The sequence below is a fragment of the Pelagibacterium halotolerans B2 genome (assembly GCF_000230555.1).
Lineage (GTDB): Bacteria > Pseudomonadota > Alphaproteobacteria > Rhizobiales > Devosiaceae > Pelagibacterium > Pelagibacterium halotolerans.
On sequence record NC_016078.1, the window covers coordinates 2,215,421 to 2,229,869 of the forward strand.

General features: G+C 61.4%; 14 protein-coding genes. 5 read left to right on the forward strand and 9 right to left on the reverse strand.

The window, feature by feature from the left end:
- Nucleotides 1-71: 71 nt before the first annotated feature.
- The 6 genes from guaD to uraH are packed head-to-tail and all read right to left on the reverse strand — an operon-like array spanning nucleotide 72 to nucleotide 7,603.
- On the reverse strand, nucleotides 72-1,376 hold the full coding sequence (gene guaD, locus KKY_RS10845; RefSeq protein WP_014131391.1) for a guanine deaminase: 1,305 nt from the start codon (nucleotides 1,374-1,376) through the stop codon (nucleotides 72-74).
- The gene (locus KKY_RS10850; RefSeq protein ID WP_014131392.1) at nucleotides 1,373-2,608 is read right to left on the reverse strand and encodes a urate hydroxylase PuuD; all 1,236 of its coding nucleotides are present in this window, start codon (nucleotides 2,606-2,608) and stop codon (nucleotides 1,373-1,375) included. The genes guaD and KKY_RS10850 overlap by 4 nt, the downstream gene beginning before the upstream one ends.
- Nucleotides 2,609-3,436 (reverse strand): xanthine dehydrogenase accessory protein XdhC, encoded by an 828-nt coding sequence (gene xdhC, locus KKY_RS10855; RefSeq protein WP_014131393.1) that lies wholly within the window; start codon nucleotides 3,434-3,436, stop codon nucleotides 2,609-2,611.
- Nucleotides 3,433-5,769 (reverse strand): xanthine dehydrogenase molybdopterin binding subunit, encoded by a 2,337-nt coding sequence (gene xdhB, locus KKY_RS10860; protein WP_014131394.1) that lies wholly within the window; start codon nucleotides 5,767-5,769, stop codon nucleotides 3,433-3,435. Before xdhB ends, xdhC begins: the two co-directional genes overlap by 4 nt.
- Nucleotides 5,769-7,232, reverse strand: coding sequence for a xanthine dehydrogenase small subunit (gene xdhA, locus KKY_RS10865; RefSeq protein ID WP_041528713.1), 1,464 nt, complete (start codon nucleotides 7,230-7,232; stop codon nucleotides 5,769-5,771). Before xdhA ends, xdhB begins: the two co-directional genes overlap by 1 nt.
- On the reverse strand, nucleotides 7,229-7,603 hold the full coding sequence (gene uraH, locus KKY_RS10870; protein ID WP_014131396.1) for a hydroxyisourate hydrolase: 375 nt from the start codon (nucleotides 7,601-7,603) through the stop codon (nucleotides 7,229-7,231). Before uraH ends, xdhA begins: the two co-directional genes overlap by 4 nt.
- A gap of 130 nt (nucleotides 7,604-7,733) precedes the next feature.
- Here uraH and puuE point away from each other — a divergent pair, with 130 nt between their 5' ends.
- Entirely contained in the window at nucleotides 7,734-9,152 is a 1,419-nt protein-coding gene (gene puuE, locus KKY_RS10875; RefSeq protein ID WP_014131397.1) for an allantoinase PuuE, read from the forward strand.
- Here puuE and KKY_RS10880 read toward each other — a convergent pair.
- The 3 genes from KKY_RS10880 to KKY_RS10890 are packed head-to-tail and all read right to left on the reverse strand — an operon-like array spanning nucleotide 9,140 to nucleotide 10,463.
- The gene (locus KKY_RS10880; RefSeq protein ID WP_014131398.1) at nucleotides 9,140-9,529 is read right to left on the reverse strand and encodes a YybH family protein; all 390 of its coding nucleotides are present in this window, start codon (nucleotides 9,527-9,529) and stop codon (nucleotides 9,140-9,142) included. The two genes, puuE and KKY_RS10880, sit on opposite strands and share 13 nt — an antisense overlap.
- Nucleotides 9,526-9,993, reverse strand: a complete 468-nt coding sequence (locus KKY_RS10885; RefSeq protein WP_014131399.1) for an SRPBCC family protein — start codon at nucleotides 9,991-9,993, stop codon at nucleotides 9,526-9,528. The genes KKY_RS10880 and KKY_RS10885 overlap by 4 nt, the downstream gene beginning before the upstream one ends.
- Nucleotides 9,994-10,001: 8 nt before the next feature.
- A complete protein-coding gene (locus KKY_RS10890; protein WP_014131400.1) occupies nucleotides 10,002-10,463 on the reverse strand; it encodes an SRPBCC family protein in 462 nt (153 codons plus the stop codon).
- A gap of 49 nt (nucleotides 10,464-10,512) precedes the next feature.
- On the opposite strand from KKY_RS10890, the gene KKY_RS10895 reads away from it, so the two are divergent.
- The 4 genes from KKY_RS10895 (at nucleotide 10,513) to KKY_RS10910 (ending at nucleotide 14,435) form a co-directional block, all read left to right on the forward strand.
- Nucleotides 10,513-10,836, forward strand: a complete 324-nt coding sequence (locus tag KKY_RS10895) for an ArsR/SmtB family transcription factor (RefSeq protein ID WP_014131401.1) — start codon at nucleotides 10,513-10,515, stop codon at nucleotides 10,834-10,836.
- Nucleotides 10,837-12,090: 1,254 nt separating this feature from the next.
- Complete coding sequence (locus tag KKY_RS10900) at nucleotides 12,091-12,918, forward strand: bifunctional allantoicase/(S)-ureidoglycine aminohydrolase (RefSeq protein ID WP_014131402.1); 828 nt, start codon at nucleotides 12,091-12,093, stop codon at nucleotides 12,916-12,918.
- Nucleotides 12,915-13,415: an ureidoglycolate lyase gene (locus KKY_RS10905; RefSeq protein ID WP_014131403.1), complete on the forward strand. Its 501-nt coding sequence runs from the start codon at nucleotides 12,915-12,917 to the stop codon at nucleotides 13,413-13,415. Before KKY_RS10900 ends, KKY_RS10905 begins: the two co-directional genes overlap by 4 nt.
- Before the next feature lie 135 nt (nucleotides 13,416-13,550).
- Entirely contained in the window at nucleotides 13,551-14,435 is an 885-nt protein-coding gene (locus KKY_RS10910) for an intradiol ring-cleavage dioxygenase (protein ID WP_014131404.1), read from the forward strand.
- Nucleotides 14,436-14,449 lie beyond the last annotated feature (14 nt).

The window sequence follows — 14,449 nt, forward strand, 5'->3', positions numbered from 1 at the left end:
TTTCCTGCCCAGCTAGCGCGCCAGCCTATTCCCGCCAAGCTGCCGTAAAAAACCCTTCCACGATGTGGAAATCAACCCAAAGCGCGCTTGGCCGCCTCGCCCGCCACATAGGTCTCTGCAACCACCCGGTCGTCCCCGCATGTCTGGAGCAGAAACAGCTCTTCGGACAGATGGTCCACCTGCTCCATCTTGAGTGCCATATGCGGCAAGGCTCGGGCATCGAGCACCACCATATCGGCATCGGCGCCCGGCTCCAGGCTACCGATGGTATGCTCGAGCGACAAAGCCCGCGCATTGCCCAGCGTCATCATGAAAAAGCTCTCGAGCGGCGAAAGGCGCTGGCCGCGCAATTGCAGCACCTTGTAGCCCTCGTCGAGCGTGCGCAACATCGCATAGGATGTCCCTCCGCCCACATCGGTCGCCACCCCGATCCGCACATTGGACGCCATCAGCCTCTCGCGATCGAACAGGCCCGAACCGATGAACAAATTCGAGGTCGGGCAGAACACCGCCACCGATCCGGTTTCAGAAAGCGCGGCGATTTCCCGATCGGTCATATGGATGCAATGGCCGAGCAATGTCCTCGGCCCCAGCAGCCCGTAATGCTCATAAACGCCGACATAGTCGGGCAAATTGGGAAACAGCTCCCTGACGAATTCGATTTCCCCCAGGCTTTCATTCACATGCGTCTGGACATAGGCATCGGGAAATTCGCGAACGAGGTCCTGGGTCATTTCCATCTGCGCATGGGTGGAGGTCAGCGCGAAGCGCGGCGTGATCGCATAATGGAGCCGCCCCACCCCGTCCCACTTCTCCAGCAACGCCTTGCTCTCGTCATAGCCACGCTGTGGCGTATCGAGCAGCCCCTCGGGCGCGTTGCGGTCCATCATCACCTTGCCGGCGACCATGCGCATGTCGCGCTTGTTTGCCTCGGTGAAAAAGGCATCGACCGATTGCGGATGCACCGAGCAATAGACCGCCGCCGTTGTGGTTCCGTAGCGCACCAGTTCGTCGCAGAACAGCGAGGCGATCCGCGCCGCATGGTCCGCATCGGCAAAGCGCTGCTCTTCGACGAACGTATAGGTATTGAGCCACTCCAGCAGGTCCTTGGCATACGAGCCGATCACCTGCATCTGCGGATAGTGAATATGGGTATCGATAAAGCCCGGCATAATCAGATTGGGCCGGTGATCGATGACCTCGGCCTTGGGCGCGACGACCCTGAGCCCCTCGTTCCACTCCCCGACCGAAACGATCCTGCCCTGATCGACAACCACCGCCCCATCCTCGATATAGCGATAGCTTTGATGATCGTCCGGTCCCGACGGCTCGGAAATGAACGTCAGGATACGCCCGCGCAAAATCCTTGCAGTCACAGGCTGCGCTCCCCGGTCACCGATTGGTACCAGACGGTCAGCATCTGCCGCTCCTCATCGGTCATGAACGACACATTGCCCGGCGGCATGGCATGGCTGCGGGCGGACTGGATATAGATTTCCCGCGCGTGCTCGGCGATCAACTCGGGCGTATCGAGCCGCACATCCTTGGGCGCCATATGCACGCCCTCATAGGCCGGCTCGGCGGCATGGCACATCGAGCAGCGGCCAAGAACGATCTGGGACGCCTGCTGGAAATGGGCATCCTCAAGGAATGTCTGGGCCGTCGCCCCCAGCGCGGCCTCTTCGGCTTCGGCCTGCGTTTTGGGATAGCTCGAAAGCCAGACGATGCCGATAAACAGCACAAGCGCCAGCGCGAACGTCCAGTACTCCCGACGCCCCGTCGAATGCATTGTGTTGAAGAAATGCCGGATCAGAACCCCGATCAGAAAGATCAGCCCTGCAATCGCCCAGCTGTATTCGGTCGCGAACGCCAGTGGATAATGGTTCGACAGCATGAAAAACAGCACCGGCAGGGTCAGGTAATTGTTGTGCACGCTGCGCTGTTTGCTCTGCGCACCCAGCGCAGGATCGGGCGCTTCGCCAGCCTTCATGGAAGCGACGATTTTCTTTTGATTGGGAATGATGATGAAAAAGACGTTCGCCGACATGATCGTCGCCGTGAACGCTCCCATATGCAGGAATGCGGCGCGGCCGGTAAACACCTGCATATAGCCCCACGACATGGCCAGAAGGATCGCAAACAAAACGATCATCAGCCCGTTCTGGCTCTTGCCCAGCGGTGACTTGCAGAGCAGATCGTAGAGGACCCACCCCAACGCCAGCGAGGCAAGCGAAATGGCAATCGCCACAGGGGCATCGACATCGAATACGGTGCGGTCGATCAGGAACAGGTCGGCGCCGGCATAATAAACGATGATGAGCATGGCAAACCCGGTCAGCCAGGTCGAATAGCTCTCCCATTTGAACCAGACCAGATGCTCGGGCAGGTTAGGCGGCGCCACCATATATTTGTTGATGTGGTAGAACCCGCCCCCATGCACCTGCCACTCTTCGCCCTGCACGCCGGCGGGCAGATCGGCATGCTTGCGCAACCCCAGATCGAGCGCGATGAAATAGAACGATGAGCCGATCCACGCGATCCCCACGATCACATGGGTCCAGCGCACGGCAAACGCCATCCATTCCCAAAACAGCGTGAAATCAGTCATTTAAGTTTGCCCCAACTCTAAACCCCGTCCGGCCAGGGCCCGTAGGATCTCTGCCGCCGTCAGCGCAGCGATCACTTCGGGCCGCTTGTCGTGAACATCGGCCCCGCCAATCGGCATGGCCAACCGTCCGACCATCCCCGTATCCAGCCCCATGTCGGAAAGCCAGCTTTTGAATGTGGCCTTTTTGGTTTTCGACCCGATCATCCCCACATAAGCGGCATCTTCACGCATCAGCGCTTCGGATGCGATGAGAAAATCGAGCCCGTGATCGTGGGTGAGAACCACAAAGCACGATCCCTTCGGTGCTTCGCGCACCAGTGCTTCAGCCACCGGAACATGCCGCGCTTCCACCCCCTGCGGTACCTTGGCGATTTCGGCGGCGCGATTGTCCACGACCAGCGTGCGCAGCGGTAAAAGCGACAATGCCTGCCCCAGCGCATTGCCCACATGTCCGGCCCCGAACACATAGACATGGGGCCGCGCCATATAGGCTTTTTCGGCCCGGACCCGCACATCCTGGGCCACATCGGCATCCACCGCCCGCATGCCGATTGCTACCCGTCCGCCGCAGCATTGGCCGATCTCCGGACCCAACGGAATATCGAGAGCCGCTACAGCTTCGCCCGAAGCCAACGCCTCGCGGGCCCTTGCGATAGCCAGAAACTCGAGTTGCCCGCCCCCGATGGTGCCGATTTCATCGTCTGGCGATACCACCATCCACGCTCCAGCCTCGCGCGGTGTCGATCCTTTCGCTTCGGTCACCTCGACCAGGACGGCTTGCCTGTGGCGGTCGAGAAAATCGCGCAGATGGTGCGGAGTGACGCTCACCGCACCGCCGCCTCGCGCCTGAGCCGTTCGATGGTCATCAGCACCCGTTCGGGTGTGGCCGGAGCGTCCATGCGCGGCGCAATCTTGTAGTCGGCCACGCTCGCCGCCGCCATCGAAAGCGCCTCGAACACCGATAGCGCCAGCATGAAGGGCGGTTCGCCCACGGCTTTGGAGCGGCGGATGGTTGGGGCCGTGTTGGCCGACCACTCGGCCAGTTTCACGTCGAAAATCTTGGGTACGTCGGAAACGACGGGAATCTTGTAGGTGGAGGGCGCATGGGTGCGCAATTGCCCCTTGTCGTCCCACCACAATTCCTCAGTGGTCAGCCACCCCATGCCCTGGATGAACCCGCCCTCGATCTGCCCGATATCGATTGCCGGGTTGAGCGATTTGCCGACGTCATGGAGCACATCGACCCGCTCGACCATGTATTCACCGGTGAGGCTGTCGACCACCACTTCCGAACACGCAGCGCCGTATGCGAAATAATAGAATGGCTGGCCCTTGCCCGCGGCACGGTCCCAGTGAATGTCCGGCGTCTTGTAAAACCCCGCCGCCGAAAGCTGTACCCGCGCCAGATAGGCCCGATCGATGAAATCGGCCCAATCGTAGCGCTGATTGCCAACCATCACGCAATTGGGCTCGAACGAGACGGCGTCCTCGGGCACGTTGAACTTGTCCATCGCGAACCGGACAAGCCGGTCCTTGATCTGCTCTGCGGCATTGGCCGCAGCCATGCCGTTAAGGTCAGATCCCGAAGACGCCGCCGTCGCCGAGGTGTTGGGTACCTTGCCGGTCGTCGTTGCCGTGATCTTGACCTTGTCGAGATCGATCTGGAAGCAATCGGCAAGAACCTGCGCCACCTTGACGTAAAGCCCCTGCCCCATCTCGGTGCCGCCATGGTTGAGATGCACCGAGCCGTCGCGATAGACATGCACCAGCGCCCCGGCCTGATTGAAGGCCGTCATGGTAAAGCTGATCCCGAACTTGACCGGCGTCAGCGCGATGCCGCGCTTGAGGACCCTCGACGTCCTGTTGAAGGCGATGATCTCTTGGCGCCGCCGGCGATAGTCCGAACTCGCCTCGAGCTCATCGACCACCCGTCCGATGATGTTGTCGGTGACCGTCTGATGATAGGGCGTGAGATTGCGGTCGGTGTCGCCATAGAAATTGGCCTTGCGGATATCGAGCGGGTCCTTGCCCAGGGCGTAGGCGATGTCCTCGATCCAGCGCTCGCAACCCACCATGCCCTGCGGCCCGCCGAACCCGCGAAACGCCGTGTTGGAGACCGTGTTGGTCTTGAGCGGTTGGCTGACCAGCCGCACATTGGGATAGAAATAGGCATTGTCGGCATGAAACAGCGCCCGGTCGGTCACCGGTCCGGACAGGTCCGCCGAAAACCCGCAGCGCGCCGCAAACACCGCATCGACCGCCTCGATCCGACCCTCATCGTCATAGCCGACTTCATAATCGACCACGAAATCGTGCCGCTTGCCGGTGGCGATCATATCGTCGTCCCGATCGGGCCGGATCTTGACCGCGCGGCCCAATTTCTTGGCTGCTATGGCCGCCACCGCGGCAAACAGATTGCTCTGGGTTTCCTTGCCCCCGAACCCGCCGCCCATGCGCCGCACCACGACATTGACCGCGTTGGACGGCACGCCCAGGGCGTGGCCCACCATGTGCTGGACCTCACTCGGGTGCTGGGTCGAGGAATGAACGGTCACCTCGTCATCCTCACCAGGGATCGCCAAAGCGATATGGCCTTCGAGATAGAAATGGTCCTGTCCGCCCATTTCCATGGTGCCTATAACCCGGTTTCTGGCAGCCGCCATGCCCGCCGCGACATCGCCGCGTTCGAGCTTCATGCCCGGCGTCACCAGCGCTCCGCCCGCCGCCCGCGCCGCGCCGACATCGAGCGCGAAGGGCAATTCGGTATAGCTCACCTGCGCCAGTTTCGCCGCCCGCCGCGCCGCTTCGCGCGTCGTCGCGATCACCGCGAACAGCGGCTGGCCATAAAACTCCACCCGCGTTTCGGCAAAGATCGGCTCGTCATGCTTACCGGGCTGCGAAATATCGTTGTGCCCGGGCACGTCCTCGGCGGTCAGAACCCCCAAAACTCCCGGCGCCCGCCGCACGGCCTCAAGGTCCAGCGAAACGATTTCTCCGTGCGCGCTTGTGGAAAGGCCAAGATACGCATGCAGCGTGCCGGCGGGTTCGAGCATGTCGTCGATATATTCCGCCGTCCCCGACACATGCTTGTGCCCGGAATCATGTTTTTGAGGTACATGCACGCCGCCGCGAATGGCCGGTTTGTTGTCCAGCGCTGTCATCACGCCACCTCGTGCCGAACGATATGGCTCGGCCCTTCGACGGATTCGAAGTAGAACCGCTTGAGAAGATTTTTCGCCGCCAGCATTCGGTAGTCGGCGCCGGCCCGCCAATCGGTCAGAGGCTGGAAATCCTCTTCGAACTTGCCCAGCGCCGCCTCGACCGTGTCGAGCGTCCAGGCCTTGCCGATCAAGGCAGCTTCAACGGCTCTCGCCCGCTTTGGTGTCGCGGCCATGCCGCCATAAGCGATGGTAGCCTCGGCCACCACGCCACCTGCAATCTTGACGCGAAATGCCCCGAGCGTTGCCGTGATATCCTCGTCGCGCCGCTTGGTGACCTTGTGCACGCCGAAAATTTCATCGGCACCCGGCTGAGGCACCGAGACGGCTTCGACGAACTCGCCCTTTTTCCGGTCCTGCCTGCCATAGGCGATGAAGAAATCCTCGAGCTTTACCACACGGCGGCGATCACCCTTGCGCAGGGTGATTTCGGCCCCCAGCGCGATCAGCGGCGGCGGGGTATCGCCGATCGGCGAGCCATTGGCGATATTGCCGCCGATGGTTCCCATGGCGCGCACCTGCGCCCCGCCGATCCGGTCGAACATCTCGACCATCTGCGGGATATGGGTGGCAATGGTCTCGAACGCCTTGGCGTAGCTCACTCCGGCCCCGAAGACGATCCGTCCGTCCTCGACGGAAATCTCGCCCATCAGATGCCCCACGATCACCACCGGGGCGATGTCGCGCATAAACTTTGTGACCCACAGCCCCACATCTGTCGCGCCGGCGACAATCGTTGCCTCGGGCATCTCTGTCAGCACCGCAGCAAGACCATCGACATCGGCAGGAATGATCGTCTTGCCCCGCGCGCCCTCGACGACCACAAGCCGCCCGTCCCTGAGCGCCGTCAACTTCGCAACGATCTCCTCACGCTCCCTGTTGAGGGCGTCTTCGAGAACCGACCCGTAATTGGACACCGCCTGCGCCGCGCGCACAATCGGGGCATAGCCCGTGCAACGGCACAGATTGCCCTGCAACGCTTTTTCGATCTCGGGAACGGATGGATTGGGATTGGCGAGCCACAACCCGTAAAGGCTCATCACGAACCCCGGCGTGCAGAACCCGCACTGGCTGCCATGGTAATCGACCATGGCCTGCTGCACCGGATGCAGGCCGCCATCGGGGCCTTTCAAATGCTCGACGGTCACCACATGCGCGCCATCCAGCATCGAAACCAGAATTATGCACGCATTTGCGGGCAAATATCGCACAACTCCACCACTTATACGGCCAACAATGACAGTGCATGCCCCGCAATCCCCTTCCGCGCAGCCCTCCTTGGTGCCGCGCAGAACACGGTCCAGCCGCAGGAAATCGAGCAGCGTCCGATCCGGCTCAAGCGTGTCCAGTTCGATCAGATTATCGTTGAGATAGAAGCGGATAGCGGTGCGCGGTTCCAAACTCAGCTCCCGCGATAGGTCGAATAGCCGAAGGGCGAAACCAGCAGTGGCACATGATAGTGCGCCCCACTGTCGCTCACCCGGAAATCAACGGAAACAACGTCGAGAAACTCCACCGCTTTGCCATTGATTTTGCTGAAATATTCCCCAACGTGGAAGTCCAGCCGGTACGCCCCTTCCGCAAATCCTTCCCCCGCCAGCAACGCGCCGTCGCACCGCCCGTCATCATTGGTAACCAATGACTTTTCCAATACGGCCCCACCGTCGTTCATCCTGTAGAGATCGATGGTCATGCCCCTTGCGGGGGTCCCGTTCGCGGTATCGAGAACGTGGGTCGTCAGCCGTCCGGTTGTGGTCATGCCTGCTCCAAGCGCCATTGGATTTTCCCCGACTATCAACCCAAAAATTGCCCCGCGAAAGGGGGCGGGGGCAGAATTTTTTACCACATGGTCCAAAAATTTGTGTCTAAGGTAAGCTCCTGTTTTGTCTGCCTGCCCGGAGTGCGCAATGCGTTACCCCCGCGATCTGGCCGGTTACGGCCCCAACCCACCCCATGCCAATTGGCCCGGCGGTGCCAATATCGCGATCCAGTTCGTCCTCAATTACGAGGAGGGTGGCGAAAACAACGTGCTGCATGGCGACCAGGCGTCCGAGGCCTTTCTCTCGGACGTGGTGGGCGCGGCGCCCTGGCCCGGCGCCCGGCACTGGAACATCGAATCCATGTACGAATACGGCGCCCGCGCCGGCTTCTGGCGGCTGCACAGGCTCTTTACCCAGGCCCGCCTTCCGGTCACCGTCTATGGCGTCGCCACAGCGCTGATGCGCGCGCCACAGCAGGTCCAGGCCATGCTCGATGCCGATTGGGAAATCGCCTCCCACGGCTATAAATGGATCGAGCACAAGGACATGGAGCGACAGGAGGAAGCCGCCCAGATTGCTCAAGCGGTGCGCCTGCACACTGTTGCCACGGGCTCGCGGCCGCTTGGCTGGTACACGGGACGCTGTTCGGTCAACACGGTGGATCTGGTGTCAGAACAGGGCGGCTTTGCCTATATCTCGGATACCTATGACGACGACCTTCCCTATTGGCGGGTTCACAACGCAAAACCGCAGCTTATCATCCCCTACACGCTGGCGAATAACGATATGCGGTTCGTCACCGCCTCGGGCTTTGCCAATGGCGAGGAGTTCTTTCAGGCGTTGAAAGACAGCTTCGATTGCCTCTACCGCGAAGGCGCGGAGGGCAGCCCCAAGATGATGTCGATCGGGCTGCACTGCCGTCTCGTGGGGCAACCGGGACGGTTCGAAGGGCTCAAGCGCTTCGTCGATTACATCCAGGGATTCGACAAGGTCTGGGTGGCAAAGCGGATCGATATCGCCCGGCACTGGGCCGATCACCACCCCTATCAGCCGCCCCAACTCGCCCCCTCGCAAATGGATGCCGAGAGCTTCATGGCGATTTTCGGCGGGGTATTCGAGCACTCGCCGTTCATCGCCCAGCGCGCCTGGGAGGCCGAACTCGGACCGGCCAACGACAGCCCGCTCGGCATCCACTTTGCCCTGCGCAACCAGTTCCGCATGGCGTCCGACGACGAACGGCTCGGCATATTGAACGCCCATCCCGACCTTGCCGGAAAACTGGCGGCCGCCAAGCGCCTCACAGCGGATTCCACCTCCGAACAGGCTTCGGCCGGGCTCGATGCGCTGACTGATGACGAGCGGGAAACCTTCACCGAACTCAACACCCGGTACGTTGAAAAGTTCGGCTTCCCGTTCATCATCGCCGTGCGCGACAACACCAAAGCGTCGATCCTTGAAGCCTTCAAGAATCGCCTGCAAAACGACCGCGCTACCGAGTTCGCCACCGCCTGCGCCCAAGTCGAGCGCATCGCGCAATTGCGGATCGAAGCGCTTTACGCAGGCTGATCAGCGGTGACCATATTGGCATCGCGCGCCAGACGCCATTTGCCATCCGCATCCTTGCGGAACAAGGTCAGCGTGTAACCCGAACGCGACATCGATGGATTGCCATCGGTTCGCACGACGAGCGAAATCCTGTTGCGGGTAAACGCCCAATCGCCAAGCACCTTGAGTTCGACAATATCGTTGGTGCCTTCGATGGACATTCCTGTCTTGTTACTCTGGGAGAGGGCGGCAAAAGTCTCCTTGCCGAACGGTTCGCCGCCGGCAACGGTGAAAACCACATCATCAGCCATGAGATCGAGAACAGCCGCCGCGTCGCCGGCAATGGTGGCATCCATCCATTGGCGGACCACCGCGCGGATTTGTGCTTCGTCAGTCATTTGCGCTCCTTGCCCTGCGTTTCCTCGATCGATTCAAGCATGCCCTTCCACGCCTTGGCGGTCGGTTCAATATAATCGGCCCATTGCGCGTCCATTTCATGGGTCATGGTCGCCACGCATCCTGCTCCATCCGGGCGGAGCTCAAGAGTCACCGTCGAATTGTCTTCGGTCTCCTCGGCGGGCTCGACAAACCAGGTAAAGACAATGCGCCGGCCGGGCACCAGTTCGCGATAATACCCCCAGGCAGGGCTCTCCTGGCCCTCATCATCGATGTCAGAGAACCGGTATCTGCCACCGACCCTGGAATCGATCGCAATTTCGGTAATGCGTGCCGAACTCCCCGTACGCTCAAGATTGCGCTGCATCCAGACCCGCACCGCGGCGGGATCGAGCCATGCCGCATAGACGGCTTCCGCCGAAAGGTCAGAAAAGCGATGCTCGGTTTGCGCGATGATGTTGGCCATGCCACCTCCTATTTGTAAAATCCTTCGCGCAGATTGATGCCATGCTCGACATAAACCTTCATGGCAGCGAGCATGCCTGTCCAGCCCTCGCAATTGCCATAGGATGATTTCAGCCCCGTTTCGGTCTGCTTCCACCCCTCCTCGGTGATCGAGACCAGCGTGCGTGCGTTGCCGTCGAGCGGCTCGAAAACCATGGTCACCGTGGTGTCGTAATTGCCGGTCTCATCGCCCTCGGGCGCTGCGCCCCAGGTGAGAACGATCTTTTCGTCGGGCACCACCTCAACTACATTGACCGGAAACGCGCCGGGAAAATCGTGGAAATCCCATGTGACCGTCGCGCCGGTTTCAAGGCGCCCCTTTGCCCCGCCGGTGGTGAAATAGCCCGAGAGCTTTTTCGGATCGGCCACCGCCTCGAACACCTCGTGGACCGGCTTTGAGATCCGGCCCGATACCGTGAATTTGAAGTCCATATCGTCAACTCCCGCTTGCGTTTCGCTCATTATGTTATAAATTTATAACATGTCAAGCGACGATGATTCGGATACCATTTTCAAGGCCCTGGCCGACCGGAAACGCCGGGCGATCCTCGATGCCCTCAAGGACGAACCGAAAACCACCGGGCAGCTCGTCGCGCTGTTTCCCCAGATCGACCGCTGCACGGTGATGCAGCACATGAAGGTGCTCGAGACCGCAGGGCTGATCGTGGCCCGCAAGGAAGGCCGCGAGCGCTGGAACCACCTCAACGCCCTGCCCATCAAGTCCATCCACGACCGCTGGATCGGCGATTACGCTCGAAACGCCGCGGGACTGATGTCGCGACTGGAGACCGAGTTGAAGGCATGACAAAACCTCCGATGGCCAAGGGCCTCGGTTGATGGGATAGACGGCATGGGGCAATGAACGCTCCGCATGGTTTAGTTTATATATGAAGCGGTCATCGCCCCACGCATCCGGGGTTTTTGGCTTATGGCAGCGTCTCGGGCTGGGGTTTGTTGGCTTTTTGTGGGTCGGTTGGTCGAACCGGAAGGGCCATCCCCGGATCAAGTCCGAGGACATGCTTTTCCTGCCAACCTCCCGGATCCCCCAAAATCACCGGTGCCCCTCTCCCTTTCGGGAGTACGACGTGGACTCCCATCCTCGCCCGGCCATCCGTCCGCTTTGGGCCTTCCCTGCGGCGACCCGCATGGAACCCGGATCGGTCTCACCGGAAGCTCGTATGCATCCTCGTCTCTGGCGACACCGTGCGGGGAGAATGCATGAGATTGAGGGAGCGGGGATAAAGTTTTTTGCGCAGCGTTTCCACCTTCACCCGCGTCATCCTCGGGCGTTGCTGCCCTCGCGCATAGCGCTCCGGGCGTTCGCGCCTCAAATCGCTCCACCGGAGCGATTTGCCTACGGACGGCACTCACTCCCCGGGTCAAGCCCGAGGATGACGATGGGGGTGGGGTGAATGGTGGTGATAGAGCCGGGAAGGTGGCCCAAGCCCCATTGCTATCTTGGACGCGATCCCGGACCCAGCAGCCTTGCCCATGCTAACAAGCGAATGGAAAGGCACATGGGCCCCGGCGTTCGCCGGGGAAGCGAGCGAGGGTGAGGCTTGCTCGCCGGCACCTCCCCCTCTCCATCGTCATCCTCGGGCTCGACCCGGGGATCCGCTGCGTCGGGTAGCCGCTGAAGAGGTTTGATTATGGGGAGAAGAAGCGAACACCACTTCTCCCGCATTCGGTGGCAGTCCTGCAGATCCCCGGGTCAAGCCCGAGGATGACGATGGGGGTGTGGTTGGTGCTGGTGATGGAGCCGGGAGGGTAGCCTAACATGCCTGGCCGTCCCGGACTGATCCGGGACCCAGCAGCCTTGCCCATGCTCTGGAGCGTGCGGACAGGCACATAGGCCCCGGCGTTCGCCGGGGCAGCAAGGAGTGTGGGCGGGAGCACCGGCTGGAGTTTATCCCAGCGGTGGCAGGGACCGGGGCAGCGAGGGACACGTATGTGGTGATGAAGCCGAGCGCCGCGCGAGTTTCTCTCCTGGTCCATATTGCCAAATCGGGCCCGGCGCTGTCAGTCTGGCCATCCCGATTGACCGAAAAAGCGTTTTTTGATGACCGATCGCCCTTATGCATCTGCCCCCGGCGGGCTGCCGCCCCAGACCCAGCTTCTCAGCGACCGCGCGGTGTTTACCGATGCCTATGCGGTGATCCCCAGGGGGGTGATGCGCGATATCGTGACGAGCTACCTGCCCTTCTGGGACAAGACGCGGCTGTGGGTGATTTCGCGCCCGCTTTCGGGTTTTGCCGAGACGTTTTCCCAGTACATCATGGAGGTCGAGCCCGGAGGCGGCAGCGACAAGCCCGAGCCCGACCCGCAGGCCCAGGCGGTGCTGTTCGTTACCGCCGGTGAAATCGCGCTGTCGTTGGCCGGAACCACATACACGCTGGCGCCGGGTGGCTATGCCTATATTCCGCCGGCAACCGAATGGACCCTGCGCAGCACCGGAGCCGAACCGGCCCGTTTCCACTGGGTTCGCAAGGCATACGAAAAGGTCGAAGGGCTCGACACCCCGCCCGCATTCGTTTCCGCCGATCAGGAAATCGACCCTATCCCCATGCCCGGAACCGAGGGCAGATGGGCAACCACGCGCTTTGTCGAGCCCACCGATCTGCGCCACGACATGCACGTCAATATCGTCACCCTGCAACCCGGCGCCGTCATTCCGTTCGCCGAAACCCATGTCATGGAGCACGGGCTGTACGTGCTCGAGGGCAAGGCGGTCTATCGGCTCAATCGGGACTGGGTGGAAGTGGAAGCCGGCGATTACATGTGGCTGCGCGCCTTCTGCCCGCAGGCCTGTTACGCCGGCGGTCCCGGCCCGTTCCGCTACCTGCTCTATAAGGACGTCAACCGGCACATGAAGCTGGGCCGTCCATGACGAAAACCATCATTGCCGAACCGCTGACCAAGGCGGCGTTCGCTCCGTTCGGGCAGGTGCTGACAACCGAGGATGCCCATCACTATCCCATCAACAACGGCATGACCGAACGCTTTCACGATCTGGCCAATGTCGAAATCGGTGGAGAGAACGGACGCACGCTGATCTCGATCTTTCGCGGCAAACCCTATGATCTGCCTCTGGCCCTGACGCTCGTCGAACGGCACCCGCTGGGTTCGCAGGCCTTCATGCCGCTCCACCGCCGGCCTTTCCTCGTGATCGTCGCTCCCGATGAAAACGGCGTCCCCGGCACGCCGCTGGCGTTCCTTACCGAACCCGGCGTTGGGATCAATATCGGGCGCAATGTCTGGCACGGCGTCTTGACGACGCTTGAAGAGGAAGGCGACTTCCTTGTCGTCGATCGCGGCGGTGATGGCGACAATCTCGAGGAATACGTCTTCGACAGGCCCTATCTGGTCGAGTTATCCAAACCGTAATCCAGCTTGCCAACTTGTAACGGGTGCCGGCCGTCTCGTGGTAGTATCGAAAGACGGCGCACGGGCTCCGGCCCCGTCCCCCCCCAAATAACCTCCGGGTCTCGTGCGCGCCTCACAAATGGAAAGGGCAGCACGATGTCTGAAACGAACAAACTCAACCGCCGCGAAGTGTTTTCGCTCGTCGCCGTCACCGCCGCAGGCGGCGCGCTTGTCTCGCAAGCCGCCTTCGCCCAATCGGCCAATGCAGGCTCGGCCTCTGCCCTGCTCATGCCCGGCGCCGATGTTTGCGTGCTGACACCGGAAGTGACCGAAGGGCCCTATTATTTCGACCCCGAACTCGAACGCGTCGACATCACCGAAGGCAAGGCCGGCATTCCCACGCGCATACGCCTCCAGATCGTCGATCAGAGCTGCGCGCCCATGCCGGGCGCCCGCGTCGACATCTGGCATTGCGATGCAACGGGTGTTTATTCCGGCTACGCCAACCAGGGCGACGACCGGAGCGTGGACACGACCGGGGAGACCTTCCTGCGCGGCACCCAGTTTGCTGACGACAATGGCATCGTTGAGTTCGAGACCATCTACCCGAGCTGGTACAGCGGCCGGACCACCCATATCCACTTCAAGGTCTTCCTCGACCAGGCCACGATATTGACCGGACAGATGTTTTTCCCGGACGCGCTCTCGGAATACATCTATCTCAACGTCGAACCCTACAACGACCGTTCGCGCGAACGCGACACACTCAATTCCAATGACGGCATTGCCACCCAGGCGTCGCGCGCCTCGTTCGCCTATATCAAGGAACTGGCCGAGGAATATCTGGTCGCCATGATTATCGGCGTGGACCCGAACGCGGAATCGGGCGGCTTTGAAATGGGCGGACCGGGTCGCGGCGAAGACGGCGACATGCCCGCCCCGCCCGAAGGCGGCATGGGCGAGCCCCCCGCCGGCGGTGGCGGTCCCAACAACGGTACGGCCGACCGTTCGACGATGGTGCCCGGCACCACTTCGGAATAAGTCCGCCAAATGCG

What these genes read in the sequence shown, in the direction of transcription:
- KKY_RS10850 (WP_014131392.1), bottom strand. Translation starts at nt 2,608, where the DNA reads ATGACTGATTTCACGCTGTTTTGGGAATGGATGGCGTTTGCCGTGCGC.
- xdhB (WP_014131394.1), bottom strand. Translation starts at nt 5,769, where the DNA reads ATGACAGCGCTGGACAACAAACCGGCCATTCGCGGCGGCGTGCATGTA.
- uraH (WP_014131396.1), bottom strand. Translation starts at nt 7,603, where the DNA reads ATGGCGCTTGGAGCAGGCATGACCACAACCGGACGGCTGACGACCCAC.
- puuE (WP_014131397.1), top strand. Translation starts at nt 7,734, where the DNA reads ATGCGTTACCCCCGCGATCTGGCCGGTTACGGCCCCAACCCACCCCAT.
- KKY_RS10880 (WP_014131398.1), bottom strand. Translation starts at nt 9,529, where the DNA reads ATGACTGACGAAGCACAAATCCGCGCGGTGGTCCGCCAATGGATGGAT.
- KKY_RS10885 (WP_014131399.1), bottom strand. Translation starts at nt 9,993, where the DNA reads ATGGCCAACATCATCGCGCAAACCGAGCATCGCTTTTCTGACCTTTCG.
- KKY_RS10890 (WP_014131400.1), bottom strand. Translation starts at nt 10,463, where the DNA reads ATGGACTTCAAATTCACGGTATCGGGCCGGATCTCAAAGCCGGTCCAC.
- KKY_RS10895 (WP_014131401.1), top strand. Translation starts at nt 10,513, where the DNA reads ATGTCAAGCGACGATGATTCGGATACCATTTTCAAGGCCCTGGCCGAC.
- KKY_RS10900 (WP_014131402.1), top strand. Translation starts at nt 12,091, where the DNA reads ATGACCGATCGCCCTTATGCATCTGCCCCCGGCGGGCTGCCGCCCCAG.
- KKY_RS10905 (WP_014131403.1), top strand. Translation starts at nt 12,915, where the DNA reads ATGACGAAAACCATCATTGCCGAACCGCTGACCAAGGCGGCGTTCGCT.
- KKY_RS10910 (WP_014131404.1), top strand. Translation starts at nt 13,551, where the DNA reads ATGTCTGAAACGAACAAACTCAACCGCCGCGAAGTGTTTTCGCTCGTC.